The sequence below is a fragment of the Listeria sp. ILCC792 genome (assembly GCF_900186135.1).
GTDB lineage: Bacteria > Bacillota > Bacilli > Lactobacillales > Listeriaceae > Listeria > Listeria goaensis.
In genome coordinates, this window is sequence record NZ_FYBO01000006.1 from 35439 (window position 1) to 51449 (window position 16011).

Below are 16011 nucleotides of genomic sequence, written 5' to 3' on the forward strand. Positions count from 1 at the left end.
TGCACGATGAACCTTGTAACAATAAATGATGTTGTAATTGGCGAAGGGACGCCCAAAATTTGCGTTTCTCTAATGGGGAAGACGATTGCAGATTTAAAACGCGAAGTGGCGCTTATTAATGAGTTTGACGTGGATATCATTGAATGGCGCGCAGACTATTTTGGTAAGGTGCATGACCTTGAAACGGTCAAATGGGCTCTCCGCGAAATTCGACCTCTTATCAAAACAAAACCGCTTCTTTTTACTTTTAGAACAAAAGGAGAGGGCGGCGAACTGGAAATGAAAGACGATTTCTATTTCGAGTTAAACCGTGTGATGGTGCGTACCGGCGAAGTGGACTTGCTCGATGTGGAACTATTTCATGATGAAACCGCTGTGGCAGAATTAGTAAGTCATGCACATGCGTCAAATGTGAAAGTGCTAATGAGTAGCCATGACTTTGAAAAAACGCCCCCAAGATCAGAAATCCTAGCTCGTTTTGCGCGCATGGAAGCCTTACAAGCTGACATTACAAAAATTGCCGTCATGCCTGAAAACGGAGCCGATGCACTTGTTCTACTAGATGCGATGAATACGCTGAAAAATGAAGCCACAAAACCGTTTGTTGCTATCTCAATGGGAACGCTCGGCGTCATTTCGCGCCTATCTGGCGGCTTTTTCGGTTCAGCGATTACGTATGGAAGCATCGGAAAAGCTTCTGCGCCTGGACAAGTTCCTGTTCAAAATTTACGGCTAATTTTAGATGCTTTAGAAGCGAAATCAAGCGAGGCATTCACAGAATTGTAACAAACAAATTTAGCTACATCTATTGTACGGCGCGCCGTATTATGGTAAGATTATCTTTAGTCAAAATGGACGGTTTTTAGGAGGAAAAAGAATGAGTACATTTTTAACAGCTACGCTAGTTGTTGTGTCTATACTGCTCGTTATCGTAATTATTCTTCAACCAGGTAAAAGCAATGGCCTTTCAGGCGCCATTTCTGGTGGAGCAGAGCAATTATTCGGCAAACAAAAAGCACGTGGCCTTGAATTATATTTGCACCGCGCAACAATCGTATTATCCATCATTTTCTTTGCAATACTCATTGCATTAGGCTTTTTCATTAATTAAGCCGATGATGATAAACCACCTACAACCGTGGGTGGTTTTTGTTTGGGTTCATACAACATATCAGCAACTGTCTAATATAGCGCCTCCTTTTTTTAGCAACTTCCCCCTTCATATTGCGAATACATATCCCATACATTTCAAGTCTCCTCACAAAATTTTTTAATTGCTTGAAACCGTAATTTCACGTACACTAGAGTAGAATCAAAAGTTGCGTGAGGAGCGTTTTAAAATGAAATTTACACCACCAAAACCTTTTTTATTTGAAACAGGGAAAAGAGCGGTTTTGTTACTTCATGGGTTTACGGGAAGTTCGGCGGATGTGCGAATGTTGGGGCGGTTTTTGCAAGACCATCATTATACGTGTTATGCGCCGCAATATAAAGGGCACGGCGTGTCGCCGGATTTGTTGCTTCAGACGGAACCAAGTGATTGGTGGCAAGATGTATTAGATGCTTATGCGCATTTAGAGGAACTAGGCTACAAGGAAATTGCGGTTGCTGGGCTGTCACTAGGCACATTATTTTCTTTAAAACTCGGATTTTCAAAACCTGTGAAAGGGATTGTTTCGATGAGTGCGCCGACGAAAATGGATAGTTCATCGCCGATTATTTCGGGGTATATGGATTATGTACGGAATTATAAGCGGCTTGAGGGCAAGACTCCAGAAGAAATTGATGCGGAAATGGTGCATTACGAAGGGGCATCGATGAGTCAAATTGCCAAATTGAAAGACGAAATTAATGCGGTGGCGAGTGAAATCGATATGATTTATGCACCGATTTTCGTTGTCCAAGGCAAACTTGATGATATGGTGGACGTGGACGGTGCCCAGTGGATTTATGATACAGTCGAATCTGCGGATAAATCGCTTAAGTGGTATGAAAATTCTGGTCACGTCATTACGATAGATAAGGAACGAAAAGAGTTACAAAACGATATTTTAAACTTTTTAGACCGTTTAGATTGGCAAGAATAAATAGTAAGGAGGGATGAATGATGGAAGAACATCAAATGGAGGCGCACATATTAGACGTTTTGCGCGCACAAAAGGATCAAACTTTTTCATTAGATGATTTAGAAGCGGCAACAGGCTTAGCTGACGCAGATGCGTTTAAAGAAATGGTGAAAGCGCTCGTTCGCTTGGAAGATAAAGGGGACATTATTCGGACGAAAAAAAATCGGTATGCGCTACCTGAAAAGATGGATTATATTAAGGGGACTTTCCGGGCGCACGAACGCGGATTTGGTTTCGTTTTACCAGAAGAGAAAGACTTGGACGATATTTTTATCCCCCCGACAGAAGTCAATGACGCAATGAATGGCGACTTAGTGCTCGCGAACATTACGAAACGAAAAGGCGACAACTTGGCCGAAGGTACCATCAGTAAAATTGTGGAGCGAAAAACAACGCAATTAGTTGGTACATACATGGAGGATTTAGTTGGCGACGGAATTGTTATTCCGGACGATAAACGTGTATTTGGTGAAGTGCATGTTGACTTGGCGGATGGCTTAAAACCGGTTGACGGACATAAAGTCATTGTCGAGCTCACGCAGTACGCACATTCGCATAACCGGGCGCGTGGTGTTGTGAAAATGATTATTGGGCATAAAAACGATCCAGGCGTTGATATTTTATCGATTATTCATAAACATGGAATTGAAATGACTTTTTCAGACGCGGTCATGAAAGAAGCGAATGCGGCAGACGATGTTGTGAATCCTGATGAAATTGGTTCGCGGCGCGACTTACGCGATGAAGTCATCATCACAATTGACGGAGCCGATGCGAAGGATTTAGATGACGCGGTTACTGTTTCAAAACTTGAAAATGGGAACTTTAAACTTGGCGTGCATATTGCAGACGTCACACATTATGTGAAGGAAGGTTCTGAACTTGATAAGGAAGCGGCTCTTAGGGCCACGAGTGTTTACTTAGTAGACCGTGTGATTCCGATGTTGCCCCACCGCCTATCAAACGGGATTTGTTCTTTAAACCCGAAAGTGGACCGGTTTACGATGAGCTGTGAAATGGAAATCGATGAAACTGGGCACGTGGTCAGCCATGAGATTTTTGAAAGTATCATCAAAACGACGGAGCGGATGACGTACACGGACGTGAATGCGATTTTAGTGGACGAAGATGCCGAACTGCGCGAAAAATACGCGCATATTGTACCGATGCTAGAAGACATGTTTGCGCTCTCGAAACATCTCCACGAAAAGCGAGAAGCACGAGGAGCCATTGACTTTGATGCAAAAGAAGCGCGGGTTTTTGTGGACGAAAAGGGGCACCCAGAGAAGGTTGTCTTGCGAGAAAGGTCGGCAGGTGAACGCCTGATTGAGGAATTTATGTTGGCGGCAAACGAAACTGTTGCGGAACATTTCCACTGGATGGACGTGCCGTTCATTTATCGTATTCACGAAGATCCAAAAGAGGATAAGCTGGCGCGTTTCTTTGAGTTCATTACGAATTTCGGCTTGGTCGTGAAAGGCACTTCCAATCAAGTCCATCCAGCAGCATTGCAACAAGTTTTGGATGAGGTGAAAGGCAAACCAGAAGAAATGGTCATTTCAACGGTGATGCTACGCTCGATGCAGCAAGCGAAATACGATACGGTTTCAGCAGGCCACTTCGGTCTTGCTACCGATTTTTATACGCACTTCACATCGCCCATTCGCCGTTACCCGGATTTAATGGTCCACCGCCTAATTCGGCAGTACTTCATAAATGGTGACGTATCAGAAGAAACGCTCGCAAAACGTGCAGAAGAGCTACCTGAAATTGCGGATCATTCTTCTAAAATGGAGCGCCGCGCAATTGAAGCCGAACGTGAAACAGACGAGCTTAAGAAAACAGAGTTTATGGTCGACAAAGTTGGCGAGAAATTTATCGGCATCATTAGTTCGGTTACGAATTTTGGCTTATTTGTTGAACTGGAAAACACGATTGAAGGCTTAGTCCATGTGAGTGCGATGAAAGGTGATTATTACCAGTTCCACCAAAACATTTTAGCCATGATTGGCGAGCGTACTGGGCTAGTTTACCGAATCGGGGACGAGGTCGAAGTAGAAGTAACAAAAGTCGACGTTGACGCACGCGAAATTGACTTCACATTAATTAGTGAGGGCAAAGAGGGTGGCAAAGCGAAATTCCAAAAACAAAAACCGGTAAATAAAACCCGCGCTTTTAAAGAAAAAGGAAATCGTAATCAGAAGCGGCGTAAGCCTCATTCGAATAAAGAGGAGAAGCAATCTGACGGCGATTGGTATACGAAACCGAAGAAGAAAAAGAAAAAAGCATTCTATGAGAGTGTGGCCAAAAAAGGCCAGCCTAAAAATAGTAAGAAGAAAAAACGCCGTTAAGGAAGGAGGATAAAGATGCCAAAAGGTGAAGGAAAGCTTATCGCGCAAAACAAAAAGGCGCGTCACGATTTTGCAATCGAAGAAACTTTTGAAGCGGGCATTGTCCTCCAAGGTACGGAAATCAAGTCTGTGCGAGGTGCTCGCGTGAATTTGAAGGACGCTTATGCGCGCGTGGATAAAGGTGAAGTTTTTTTACACAACATGCATATTAGTCCTTATGAACAAGGAAATCGTTATAACCACGACCCGCTTAGAACGCGAAAGCTTTTGCTGCATAAAAAGCAAATCAGTCGTCTAATTGGGGAAACGAAGGAAGCCGGATATTCGATAGTCCCGCTTAAAATGTACTTGAAAGATGGCTACGCGAAAGTTTTAATTGGCGTCGCTAAAGGGAAGAAAAAGTACGATAAGCGCGAAGATTTAAAACGAAAAGAGGCCAAACGAGATATTGAAAGGGCGTTTAAAGAGCGCCAAAAAATGTAATGAATGTGATGTATGAATTTTGTGAATAAAGAAGGACGTAGGCTTGGATTAGTTAATAATCCAAGCTTTTTTTTGTGGGGAAAATGAAATAACACAATTTATCCAGCGCGAAGTTGTGTTATTTGAAAGGGATAAAGCATGTAGTAGAGCCGTTTGTGAGCTGTAACAATTGTTTGGCACGATTATTGCAACTGTAAAAAAAGAAGGGAGGTCAGTTATGAATAGAATTATTTTAGTCAGCCATGGCAAACTTGCGCTTGGAATGAAAGATACACTTGATATGATTATTGGCGAAAAGAATGAGGTTATTGCGTTTGCAGCTTACTCAGATGATGAACCGTTTGAAGAGAAAATCAGAGAAAAAGTTCATGCAGAATATCAGCAAAAAAGTATCATCATTGTTACCGACATTTTAGGTGGAAGCGTAAATAATGAAATGTTAAAACTTATGCAAACATTTCCGAATATTCACTTGCTTGCTGGGATGAATTTACCATTAATTATCGAACTCGCTACATATCCAAACGCTTTTTCTAAACTAGAAATGGCGGAAGTAGTCGCGGCAAGTAAAGCGGCCATTGTTGACTGTCAGGCATTATTAAAAGCTACTCGGAAAGGAGGCGAAGGATTTGATTAAGTTTTCAAGGATTGATCATCGTTTATTACATGGACAAGTGATCTTTTCATGGAGTAAAGCAATGAATATTACGCGAATTATTGTAATTGATAATGCGACAGCAAAAGACGATTTTAAAAAAATGTCTTTGAATCTTTCTAAACCGCCAGATATTACTTTAAATATTTTTTCAGTAGCAGAAGCACTTCAAAAAGTTGAGCAAATTGAGGCTTTAGAGGACCAGATTATGCTTATTTTCGGCGGGACAAAAGATGCGTTAGCGTTTTCTAAAGGGTATCCGAAAATACAAGAAATTAATTATGGTGGAATTGCGAATAAAGAGGGTTCGAAAGCATTTAGTAACGCAATTTATCTAACAGAAGAAGAGGTTACTGAGAGTAAAGAAATGGCGGATGCAGGGATACGACTTTATATGCAACAAGTACCGACTTCGAAATTGGAAGAATTAAACCCTAAATTATAACAGCAGAAGGGAGAGTTTGAGATGTTACTTAAATCCATTCTTTTAGGGCTTGTCGGCGTCATTGGGATTCTCGATTCAAGATTACTTGGGCGATTGAATTTAGAAAGGCCACTCGTGATGAGCACACTGACAGGCATTGTTTTGGGAGATATGACAAAAGGGCTTATGATTGGAGCGGCCTTAGAATTAATCTCGCTTGGATTAGTAAATGTAGGGGCAGCAGCTCCGCCAGATATGACGCTTGGTTCTGTCATTGCTACTGCGTTTGCCGTTCTATCAAATACAGACGCACAGACCGCATTAACAATTGCAATACCAATTGCTGTGCTTGGGCAAATGCTAGGTATCTTTTTACGAACGTTACTTTCACAATTCAGTCATACGGCAGATAAACATATTGAAGCAGGAGAATTTAATAAGGCGAAGCGAATCCATATTTTATGGGGGACCGTGCTTTATTCTCTGATGTATTTCGTGCCGATTTTTTTGGCCATTTATTTTGGAACCGATTTAGTGAAGATGATTGTAGATAGTATTCCAACTTGGTTAACAGATGGCTTAACACTAGCAAGTAAAATATTGCCTGCTTATGGTTTTGCATTACTTCTTACGACGATGCTCACGAAAAAGATGCTGCCATTTCTACTTGCGGGCTTTTTCATAACAGCGTATTCAGGTTTAAGTTTAACAGGTGTTGCCATTTTTGCTTGCTTAATTGCCTTTGTATTTGCCGATATCAAATTTAAAAAAGAGAAGAAAGTCGATACTTTATAAGCTAGGGAGGGAATTTTATGACTGCTACAAAAGAGGAACTTACGAACCAGAAAAAATATTGGCAATTTTTTTGGCGCTCCTGGATGATTCAAACTTCTTGGAATTATGAACGGCAGATGAATATGGGCTTCATGTTTGGTATGGCACCAATTTTGGATGCGATTTATGATAAACCAGAAGAAATAGATCTGAAAAAAGAAGCTTACAGACGCCATATGATTTTCTTTAATTGTACACCGCAAACCTCTTCTTTTGTGATGGGGCTTGCCTCTTCGATGGAAGAACAATATTACCAAGACCGTGATAGTTTTGATCCAGAAACCATTACTGCTGTGAAAACGAGTTTGATGGGTCCACTTTCAGGTATTGGAGATTCTTTCTTTCAGGGAACAATCCGCGTGCTTGCTTTCGGGATCGGAATTACATTGGCTCAGCAAGGAAATATTTTAGGTCCAATTTTAGCTATTTTAATTTCGTTTATACCTGCTTTTTTAGTGACATATTATGGTGGGAAAATCGGTTACACGGCAGGAAACAAATATTTATCCAAGCTGTACAACGAAGGCTTGATGGACAAGGTGATGTATATTTCAACAGTAGTAGGGCTGATGGTTATCGGTTCTATGGTTGCCAGTATGATTGGAATTACAACACCAATTACATTTGGAAAAGCGTTTAATTTACAAGAAGTTTTAGACAATATTGTGCCAGGAATTATTCCGCTCGGTTTAACCTTCTGTATGTACTGGTTACTACAAAAGAAGGTCAAAACAGGATGGATTCTCTTGATTTCTATTGCTGGGGGTATCATTCTCAGCGTGCTTGGAATATTTCAATAAAAATGGAGGAATGAATAATGAATAGTCAAACAATCATTAAAAATATTTTAAAAAAAGCAACAGAGGTTAAAAGTGTTATATTTGTAGGGTGTGGAGCGTCTAAAGCAGACCTTTACCCCGCTAAATATTTTTTGGAAGAAAATACTGAAAACCTGCGTGTAAGTTTGTATACTGCAAATGAATTTAACTTTGCGACACCAAAAGCTTGTAATGAAACAGCTATCGTAATCACTGCATCGCTTGGTGGAGCAACGCCAGAAACGGTGGAAGCTACAACAAGAGCGCGTAAGCAAGGGGCGCATGTTATTTCACTTACACATATAGAAAATTCAGCCATTACAAAAGATGCCGAATATGTTATTGTTCACGGATTTGAAGCAAACTATGCAGCCAAACAAGAGAAAATGACATATGCTCTAGAATTAGCTTTAGAAATTTTGCATCAAACGGAAGGATATGCACATTATGATGCCCTGACGGATAGCATAAGCCAATTACCAGCATTCACCGAAGAAGCTGTGAAAAGCTTAGAACCGCAAGCGAATATTTTTGCTGAGAATTACAAAGATGAAAAAGTCATTTATTTTATGTCTAGTGGGGCAACGCATGAAGTGGCTTATGCAACTTCTATTTGTTTAATGATGGAAATGCAATGGATTCATTCAGGCACTTTCCATGATGGTGAATTTTTCCATGGACCATTTGAAATCGTTGATAAAGATGTGCCATTCGTGCTCTTTATGAATGATGGGAAAACAAGGACAATGGATTCTAGGGCACTAACATTTTTAAATCGTTTTGATGCTAAAACAACTGTACTCGATTCACGCGATTTTGGTCTAGGAAACATTGCAGCTGGTGAAGTCATTGATTATGTAAATCCAATGCTATTAACAGCAGTCATGCGTGTCTATGCTGAAAAATTAGCTGAAAAGCGAAATCATCCGCTAACAAAAAGAAGATATATGTGGAAATTAGAATATTAATAAAATAGCCAAGTCCATGTCTCGAAAATATGGGCTTGGCTTCAATCAATGATGAGTAATGTTTTTGCGTGTTAGACTCATTTTGTGCAGGTTAATGGTTTTTTCTACACTTTCAAAATAATGAAAAACTGCTAAGCTAGAAGGAGAATAACGAGTGATTTTTAACGAGGTGGTTTGTGATGACAGCGAATTTATTAGAATACCTTGCTTCCTTAACAGCGAAGTTATCAAAAGAAAATAGCCATTTATTTACGGCGAGTGCTATTTCTGAAAGCACAGGATTTAGTCGTAGTACAGTAAGTCGCTATTTAAATGAGGGAGTGAAGGAAGGGGTAGTATTAAAAATTAGAGAACGTCCTGTTTTGTTTGTGGATAAGATGAGTTTCAGCAATCATTTTTTTACGCCTACCCAAATCATTTTTGATTCTGTAGAAGAACTACTCAATCCGGAGAAAAAAGATGCACTGGCCAAAATTATTGGGGCGAACGCCAGCTTAAAAGAACAAATTGAGCAAATTAAAACAGCTTCTCTTTATCCAAATAATGGGCTTCCAATTATGTTAGCAGGTCCTAGTGGTTCAGGGAAAACTTTTTTAGCTAGACAGATATACGAATATTGTCTAGAAGAAGGTTTACTTCCTAAGAAAGCACCGTTTGTTTCGCTTAATTGCGCGCAGTACTACCATAATCCTGAACTGCTGTCTAGTTTGTTATTTGGTCATGTAGAAGGGGCCTTTACAGGAGCAGATTATGATAAAGAAGGTCTGCTTGCACATGCAAATGAAGGAGTCTTATTTTTAGACGAAGTTCACCGGCTAACAGAAGAGGGACAGGAAAAATTATTTACATTTATGGACCAAGGCCTCTATTCACCAATCGGAAGTAGTAATGTTGAAAAAAAAGCGACTGTGCGCTTGATTTTCGCAACAACTGAAACTATTCACTCGACCTTCCTGCCTACATTTGTGCGGCGTTTACCTGTTATTGTGAATATTCCGGGTTTTGGCGAACGTACTTGGCAAGAGAAGTTACACTTGATTCATCATTTTTTTATGGAAGAAAGTAAGATTTTAAAACACACAATAGAAGTTTCGAGTCAAGTCATGGGTTATTTACTTTCCAGTCAGTTTGAGGGGAATGTGGGGCGTCTTCGGAATATCATTAAATATGCAGCGGGCAATGGTTATACAAAGCTTGAACGTTCGGAAGTCATACAAGTCAATATACAAGTCTTACCAGCAGATGCACAGACCAACTTCCAAACCACTTTTCCGCGTAAAAATATCGAAAAACAAATTTACGATTACACAAAACCATTTTCCTATCCTAAAGCTGATCGCCTTTTAAAAAGCATTCAGATGGTATATGAAGATTTCGTTCTACAATTTGATAAGGAAACTGATTTTTATATCGTGGAGATGACTAAAAATGTAAATTTGCTACTAGATAAACTCTATTTTGAAAGTAATCTCGACACGGATCAAGCTTCTTTTTCGAGCTTAACCTATCATTTGCGTTCTATTTTTAAATATATGGAAGAAAATTATCGTTTTGAACAAGATGGAAATAAAATATTATCTATGGCGTATTTACTTTATCACAAGGAATCTAGAGCTTTTCTAGCTAATCATCCATTTTGGAATAGTCAAAGGAACCGAATCTTACAGTTTTTGCAAGAAAACTTGAATGAGGCATTTTGGCTGGCAAAACAAGTACTAACCTTGCTTGGCGAGCGAATGGACCAAAAAATTTTAACCGAAGATATTGTTTTTATTTCGTTTTATTTTCACGGAACACATATTCAAAGTTTGTCTTCAAATATGAGGGCTGTCATCTTAGCACATGGATACTCAACAGCGAGTAGCATGGCGAATATTGTCAACCGTATTTTACAAAAAAATATCTTTCAAGCCATTGATATGCCAATTGATACAACGATTACAGATATCGAGACCAGACTTTTAGAATATCTGAATACTGAAATTTCAACAACAAATGGTTTAATTTTACTTGTTGATATGGGGTCGCTAAGTGAATTTGCTAAACGACTAGAAAACAAAAGCAGAGGACCTATTTTGTTAATGGATTATGTGTCGACACCTATTGCGCTTGAAGTAGGACAAGATTTAATTGCAGGTAAACCGATTGATAAAGTGGGAGAGTCGATTCATCAAAAAAAACTGAATCGCGAACTGCTTTTTCCAAGTGTGAAAAAGAAAAAAGCGATTCTTACATGCTGCTACACTGGAATGGGAAGCGCTATACAAATTCAGGAGATTTTGCAAAAGAGTTTACAGAATACACCTTCGAAGCTAGAAATTATCCCATATGATTATAAAAAATTGAGTCAAAATAAGAAAGAAGAGCTTCCGTTTCAGTTGTACGACGTTTTAGCTATTGTAGGCACTGAAAATCCTGGAATTTTGTCTGTTCCTTATATTGGCCTTAATAAATTAATTAGTGGTACGCATATTACGGAGTTTATCCGTCTACTAAAACAACATTTTGAGTTAGATGAAGAAGAACTTCGAAAAGATTTAATTTTTAATTTCTCACTTAAAAAAATCATTCAAAATATGACTGTTCTGGATGCCGAAAAGGTACTACAAAACGTTGAGCGGTCTGTTGAATTCATGGAAGCCAAACTCGACATAATACTTGATAATAACAAGAAATTTTTGCTGTATGTGCATATGTGCTGCATGATTGAACGGATTTTGCGAAAAGAAAAAGTAGATGAACAAACGGATATTGAGGCTTTTTTAGAAAAAAACGAAAAAATGATACAGGTGATTGGTCTGGCAATATCCAATTTAGAAAAAGAATATCATATTGAAATCCCGCTGTTAGAAATCCGTTTGATAGCTGATATTGTGAACACGATTTAAGAGAACAGCCCCTTAAAAAGCTTGTGTTTAGAAAGACATTTCTGTATACTAATGTTAGTGATTTTAAACTGGGGCTGTTACGGATTCGACAGGGATAGTTCGAGCTCGGATGGCGCGTCGAGGGGTCGTCCTCGTTAACAACGCAAAAGCCAATAATAACTGGCAAAGAAAAACAAAACCTAGCTTTCGCTGCGTAATAGTAGCTTAAGCTGATCCTCCGTGCATCGCCCATGTGCTACGGTCAGGGTCTTACTCTAAGTGGGATACGTTTAAAGGCTTCCGTTTGTAGTCTTTAAAAAGAGATTAATCAAGCTAGCTGAAAGGAAGCCGGTTTCGAGGCCGATATTCAAGCGAAATTCTAATATCGAGACTACACGCGTAGAAGTTCGAGTGCCGATATTTCTGGACGCGGGTTCGACTCCCGCCAGCTCCATAAGAAGAAATTGATGAAAAGTGTTGTAAATGGATTTTTGAAGCCATTTACAACACTTTTTATTTTTGAATAAAAGGGTAAAGATCTGCTTTTTGAAAACTTCTGCCACTATTATCTCAAATGTTATTCAATCGCATAAAAAAACACCAATAAAAATTTATTGATGCGAAATTAGAGCTGAAATTGTTTATTGACTAGTCTTCCCAGCCACAAAGTGAGTAGCCACTCGCGATAGCTTCACTTTTACTCATTGAAACTACAGAGTTAGCACTATTTAGACCGCGGCATGATGAATCGTAATGAAACTTCTTTCCTGATTGTGGTGCGACAAAAACAGTTGCTACTGTTTCAGAGGCTTTAGGAGTTGGTGCCGCTTGCTTTGGTTGGGTATTCGGTGCTTGATTGTTATCATCGGTTTGATTTGTTTCTTTTTTTGGAACAGTTGGATTTTCCTCTGCTCGTTTTTTAGCTTCATCTGCTTTTTTCTTGGCAGCTTCCGCTTTTTGATCGATTTTTAGTTGAACAGCATCAATACGATCTGAAAAATTCGAGACAGTTAAAAATTCATTGTTATCAATAAATTTCTTTGCCTTATCTAAGTCTGCAGTATTTAGTGATTTTTCAGCAGAATCAAGCAATTTATTTGCCTCATTTTCTGCTTTTTCGATTTCCTCTTTTTCATATACACTAAGTTTCTCTTGAATTTCTTCTTTTTCGGACTCAACCGAACTTAATTGGTCTTCTGCAGCAGATAAGTCATCATTAAGAGCGTCAATCTTTTTATCTTGTGCTTTAATCTTCGCTTCGAGCTTTTGGTAATCTTCCTTCGCAACAGTGTCATCATTAGAGCAGCTCCCAATTAATCCCAGCCCTAAAACAATAATAAGTGCCCAAAACCACCATCTTTTATGTATCGGTTTTTTCAAAGTAGCTTTCTCCCCTTTTGTAATAAAATTTAAGTCTTCTTTATTTAAAAAGCAAAATGCTTCAGCTCTTTTTGAATGAAAATCGATAATTAATCGGAAAATATATATATACTTATATTATACAATATAAAATTATGTGTGCCAATTGATAATAAAAAGGACTATCGTTTGCCAAGAAGGCTAATTCCTATACTTCCTTTTCTTTGTTTTTCTGCGTTTCCGTTTCGAACTACGCTGGAAAAGCTCTTGAAAAAATTCTCCAATTATATCAACAATAAGCCAAATGAAGAATTCAATTATCCATTCAAAAATAATCATTTTATCCTCCCAGTTTTTAGTTGAATTATGGTGTAAAACATACTAATTTTTTAAAAATAGCGCATAATGGTGTATATTGAAAGAAAAAGATAAAAAATGAGTATCTGGTGCAGGTTCTCATTTTTTAAACAAAAAGCGATTGGGTAAAGGGGCCCAATCGCTTTTCCAGTGATAGCATGATAATCCGTTATTTCTTCTTGCTTTTTCGTTCATCGAGTTCGGAAATGACTATAACGATAATGATGAGGGTGCTTAGGGCTGCCCAGACAATCGTAGACATTTTGTTCACTCCTCAAACTTAGTCTTCGGTCATGTGGCCTTTGCTCTTCTTATAAAAGTAAATGGGTAGGCCGATTGCTGTAAGAAGAAGCCCGATACCAGCATTTATTGGTTGCGTGAATAAAGTATTGAGCACGATAAACAGTCCGCCAACAATCGCGATAATTGGAATGATGGGGTAAAGCGGTACTTTGTACGGGCGTGCCATATCTGGTTCTCGTTTCCGCAAAATGAAGACAGCGATAAATACGAGGGTGTAGAAAATCCAAATAACAAAAATTAACATATCTGTTAATTGATTGAACTGTCCAGAGAAAATCATGATGATGGAAATGATTAAAACAACAATTCCGCTGTTGTAAGGAACAGCCGTTTTACCTAGTTTTGCAAACCAACTGCTGAACGGAAGTTGGTTGCGGATAGCCATCGCATAAGGGATACGAATGCCCGTCATTGTGTAGCCGTTAATCGTACCGAACACGGAAATTAAAATCCCAATCGTAATCAGTTTTCCGCCAATAGAGCCAAAGATGATATTGGCTACGTCAGCTGCTGGAGTTGCAGTCGCTGCTAGGGCTGTTGCAGGCATAACCATTAAGTAGGCAATATTAATTAGTAAGTACACGGCCATAACAACCGTTAAGCCTAAAACAATTGCTTTTGGCAAATCTTTTTTAGGGTTTTTCATTTCGCCGGCAATATTACCGACGTGAATCCAGCCGTCATAAGCGAACATGGTAGCAACTAAACCAGAACCTAGACTTGTTAGGAAAGGGTGGCCTTCCACGCTCATTGGAAATAGTCTAAATGCGACATCTCCTTGATGAAATAAGCCGAAAATAATAATAAGTGCTAAAGGTAACAGCTTACATACAGTTGTAACAGCTTGAAGTGAACCAGCTACTTTGGCCCCTAAAAAGTTCATACACATGATAAATATAGCCGCCGCAATTGCAACAGGAATAATAATTGCGTCACTTGTACCAAAAAGGTTGGCTACTTGAGTTGCAAAAATAATAGAAAGCGCCGCAATGTTTGCCGGGAAATAAATGACAGTTTGCGCCCAGCCAAGCATGTAGGAAGCTAGTTTACCATAGGTCTTTCTTAAATAAACAATCATACCGCCTGTTTCAGGGATTGCAGCGGATAATTCAGCGGCTGTCAAGCCACCGCAGATCGTAATGACGCCACCAAGAATCCATGCAAGCAATCCTAGACCGGCAGTTCCCGTAGCAGAAAACACGGCTTCAGGCTTAAAAAATACGCCAGAACCGATAACTGTACCGATAACGACAGTAAGTGCCGTGAAAAAGCCAATTTCTTTTTTTAATTTCTGATTTTCCATATTTTTCTCCCTACTGTTTGTGAATCTGAAAAAATAGCCTCACAAACATTTTTAGTCATTCTAAAAAGTTGTTTAGAGCGGAATATCTCACTTTGTTACACTATCATTTTCTAATTTTTCTGCAAGCTTTTCAAGCATATCTTTCGTCATTCGGTCTAAATCGAACTTTGGATCAAAGTCCCATTCATTTTTTGCACAGCTAGCATCTAGCGAATCAGGCCAAGAGTCAGCAATACTTTGGCGGACTGGGTCAACGTCGTAGTTCATTTTAAATTCAGGAATCACCTTGCGAATCGAAGCGGCAATTTGTTCTGGATCAAAACTCATCGCGGTGATATTAAAGGCGTTACGGTGAACTAGGCGCGACGGATCAGCTTCAAGCAATTTCACAATCGCATCAATGGCATCTGGCATATACATCATGTCCATGTAAGTGCCTTTCCCAATGAACGACGTATAACTTTTTTTCTTGAGCGCTTCGTAATAAATATCGACCGCATAGTCCGTGGTTCCACCGCCAGGAAGTGTCGTGTAGGAAATTAATCCAGGGAAACGAACGCCACGAGTGTCGACACCGAACTTGGAGTAGTAGTAGTCGCACAATAATTCACCGGCCACTTTTGTTACGCCGTACATGGTCGTCGGACGTTGTAGAGTGTCTTGCGGTGTATTCACAGCAGGCGTACCGGGGCCAAATGAGCCGATGGAGCTAGGCGTGAAAAATTTTAAATTTAGTTCGCGTGCCACTTCAAGCGCGTTGACGAGGCCGCCCATGTTTAAATTCCAAGCAAGTTGCGGTTTCGCTTCCGCTACAGCAGATAAAAGTGCCGCTAAATGAATGAGTGTATCCACATCGTATTTTTTTGCAAGTTCGAGCATGCTTGCTTGGTTGGTGACGTCCAGAATTTCAAAGATACCTTCATTACAAACGGGGCTATCAATGCGGCGGATATCAGTTGCGATGACATTTTCTTCGCCGTAGTCATGACGTAAACGCATCGTAAGTTCAGAACCAATTTGACCTAAGCAACCAGTAATTAGAATTTTTTTCATTGTAAAAACCTCCGGACAAATTATTTTGAAAGATAAATCATTTTGATGATATAATGATAGTGTTAATAATTTTTTATAGGCGGGACTAAGCGCATTTTGGACGATGTAAT

Annotated in this window: 14 protein-coding genes and 1 other RNA gene; 12 read left to right on the top strand and 3 right to left on the bottom strand. The window is 39.5% G+C overall.

Annotated elements, in window-relative coordinates; all coding sequences use genetic code 11:
* Positions 1-6 precede the first annotated feature (6 nt).
* The 12 genes from aroD (at position 7) to ssrA (ending at position 11983) form a co-directional block, all read left to right on the top strand.
* Positions 7-786, top strand: a complete 780-nt coding sequence (gene aroD / locus CFS60_RS07915) for a type I 3-dehydroquinate dehydratase (RefSeq protein WP_088810232.1) — start codon at positions 7-9, stop codon at positions 784-786.
* A 91-nt stretch (positions 787-877) separates the two neighbouring features.
* Positions 878-1111 carry a preprotein translocase subunit SecG gene (gene secG, locus CFS60_RS07920; protein ID WP_088810233.1) on the top strand — a complete coding sequence of 78 codons (234 nt, stop codon included), beginning with the start codon at positions 878-880 and terminating at the stop codon, positions 1109-1111.
* Between the two features lie 229 nt (positions 1112-1340).
* Positions 1341-2087: a carboxylesterase gene (locus CFS60_RS07925; RefSeq protein ID WP_088839059.1), complete on the top strand. Its 747-nt coding sequence runs from the start codon at positions 1341-1343 to the stop codon at positions 2085-2087.
* Positions 2088-2107: 20 nt separating this feature from the next.
* Positions 2108-4477 carry a ribonuclease R gene (gene rnr, locus CFS60_RS07930; protein WP_088810237.1) on the top strand — a complete coding sequence of 790 codons (2370 nt, stop codon included), beginning with the start codon at positions 2108-2110 and terminating at the stop codon, positions 4475-4477.
* A 15-nt stretch (positions 4478-4492) separates the two neighbouring features.
* Complete coding sequence (gene smpB, locus CFS60_RS07935) at positions 4493-4960, top strand: SsrA-binding protein SmpB (protein ID WP_088810238.1); 468 nt, start codon at positions 4493-4495, stop codon at positions 4958-4960.
* A 217-nt stretch (positions 4961-5177) separates the two neighbouring features.
* Positions 5178-5597 (top strand): PTS sugar transporter subunit IIA, encoded by a 420-nt coding sequence (locus CFS60_RS07940; protein WP_088810239.1) that lies wholly within the window; start codon positions 5178-5180, stop codon positions 5595-5597.
* Entirely contained in the window at positions 5590-6060 is a 471-nt protein-coding gene (locus tag CFS60_RS07945) for a PTS sugar transporter subunit IIB (RefSeq protein WP_088810241.1), read from the top strand. The genes CFS60_RS07940 and CFS60_RS07945 overlap by 8 nt, the downstream gene beginning before the upstream one ends.
* A 21-nt stretch (positions 6061-6081) precedes the next feature.
* Complete coding sequence (locus tag CFS60_RS07950) at positions 6082-6834, top strand: PTS sugar transporter subunit IIC (RefSeq protein ID WP_088810243.1); 753 nt, start codon at positions 6082-6084, stop codon at positions 6832-6834.
* Between the two features lie 17 nt (positions 6835-6851).
* On the top strand, positions 6852-7673 hold the full coding sequence (locus CFS60_RS07955; RefSeq protein WP_088839060.1) for a PTS system mannose/fructose/sorbose family transporter subunit IID: 822 nt from the start codon (positions 6852-6854) through the stop codon (positions 7671-7673).
* Between the two features lie 17 nt (positions 7674-7690).
* Positions 7691-8659 (top strand): SIS domain-containing protein, encoded by a 969-nt coding sequence (locus CFS60_RS07960; protein WP_088810246.1) that lies wholly within the window; start codon positions 7691-7693, stop codon positions 8657-8659.
* Between the two features lie 179 nt (positions 8660-8838).
* Entirely contained in the window at positions 8839-11547 is a 2709-nt protein-coding gene (locus CFS60_RS07965) for a sigma 54-interacting transcriptional regulator (RefSeq protein ID WP_088839061.1), read from the top strand.
* Positions 11548-11617: 70 nt separating this feature from the next.
* Positions 11618-11983: a transfer-messenger RNA gene (ssrA, locus tag CFS60_RS07970) on the top strand.
* A gap of 191 nt (positions 11984-12174) precedes the next feature.
* On the opposite strand, the gene CFS60_RS07975 is transcribed toward ssrA, so the two are convergent.
* The 3 genes from CFS60_RS07975 to CFS60_RS07985 all read right to left on the bottom strand — a co-directional run bounded on the left by CFS60_RS07975 (position 12175) and on the right by CFS60_RS07985 (position 15901).
* The gene (locus CFS60_RS07975) at positions 12175-12906 is read right to left on the bottom strand and encodes a hypothetical protein (protein ID WP_088815641.1); all 732 of its coding nucleotides are present in this window, start codon (positions 12904-12906) and stop codon (positions 12175-12177) included.
* Positions 12907-13522: 616 nt separating this feature from the next.
* Positions 13523-14848, bottom strand: coding sequence for an APC family permease (locus tag CFS60_RS07980; RefSeq protein WP_088839062.1), 1326 nt, complete (start codon positions 14846-14848; stop codon positions 13523-13525).
* An 87-nt stretch (positions 14849-14935) separates the two neighbouring features.
* Positions 14936-15901: an L-threonine 3-dehydrogenase gene (locus CFS60_RS07985; RefSeq protein ID WP_088810254.1), complete on the bottom strand. Its 966-nt coding sequence runs from the start codon at positions 15899-15901 to the stop codon at positions 14936-14938.
* Positions 15902-16011: the final 110 nt, after the last annotated feature.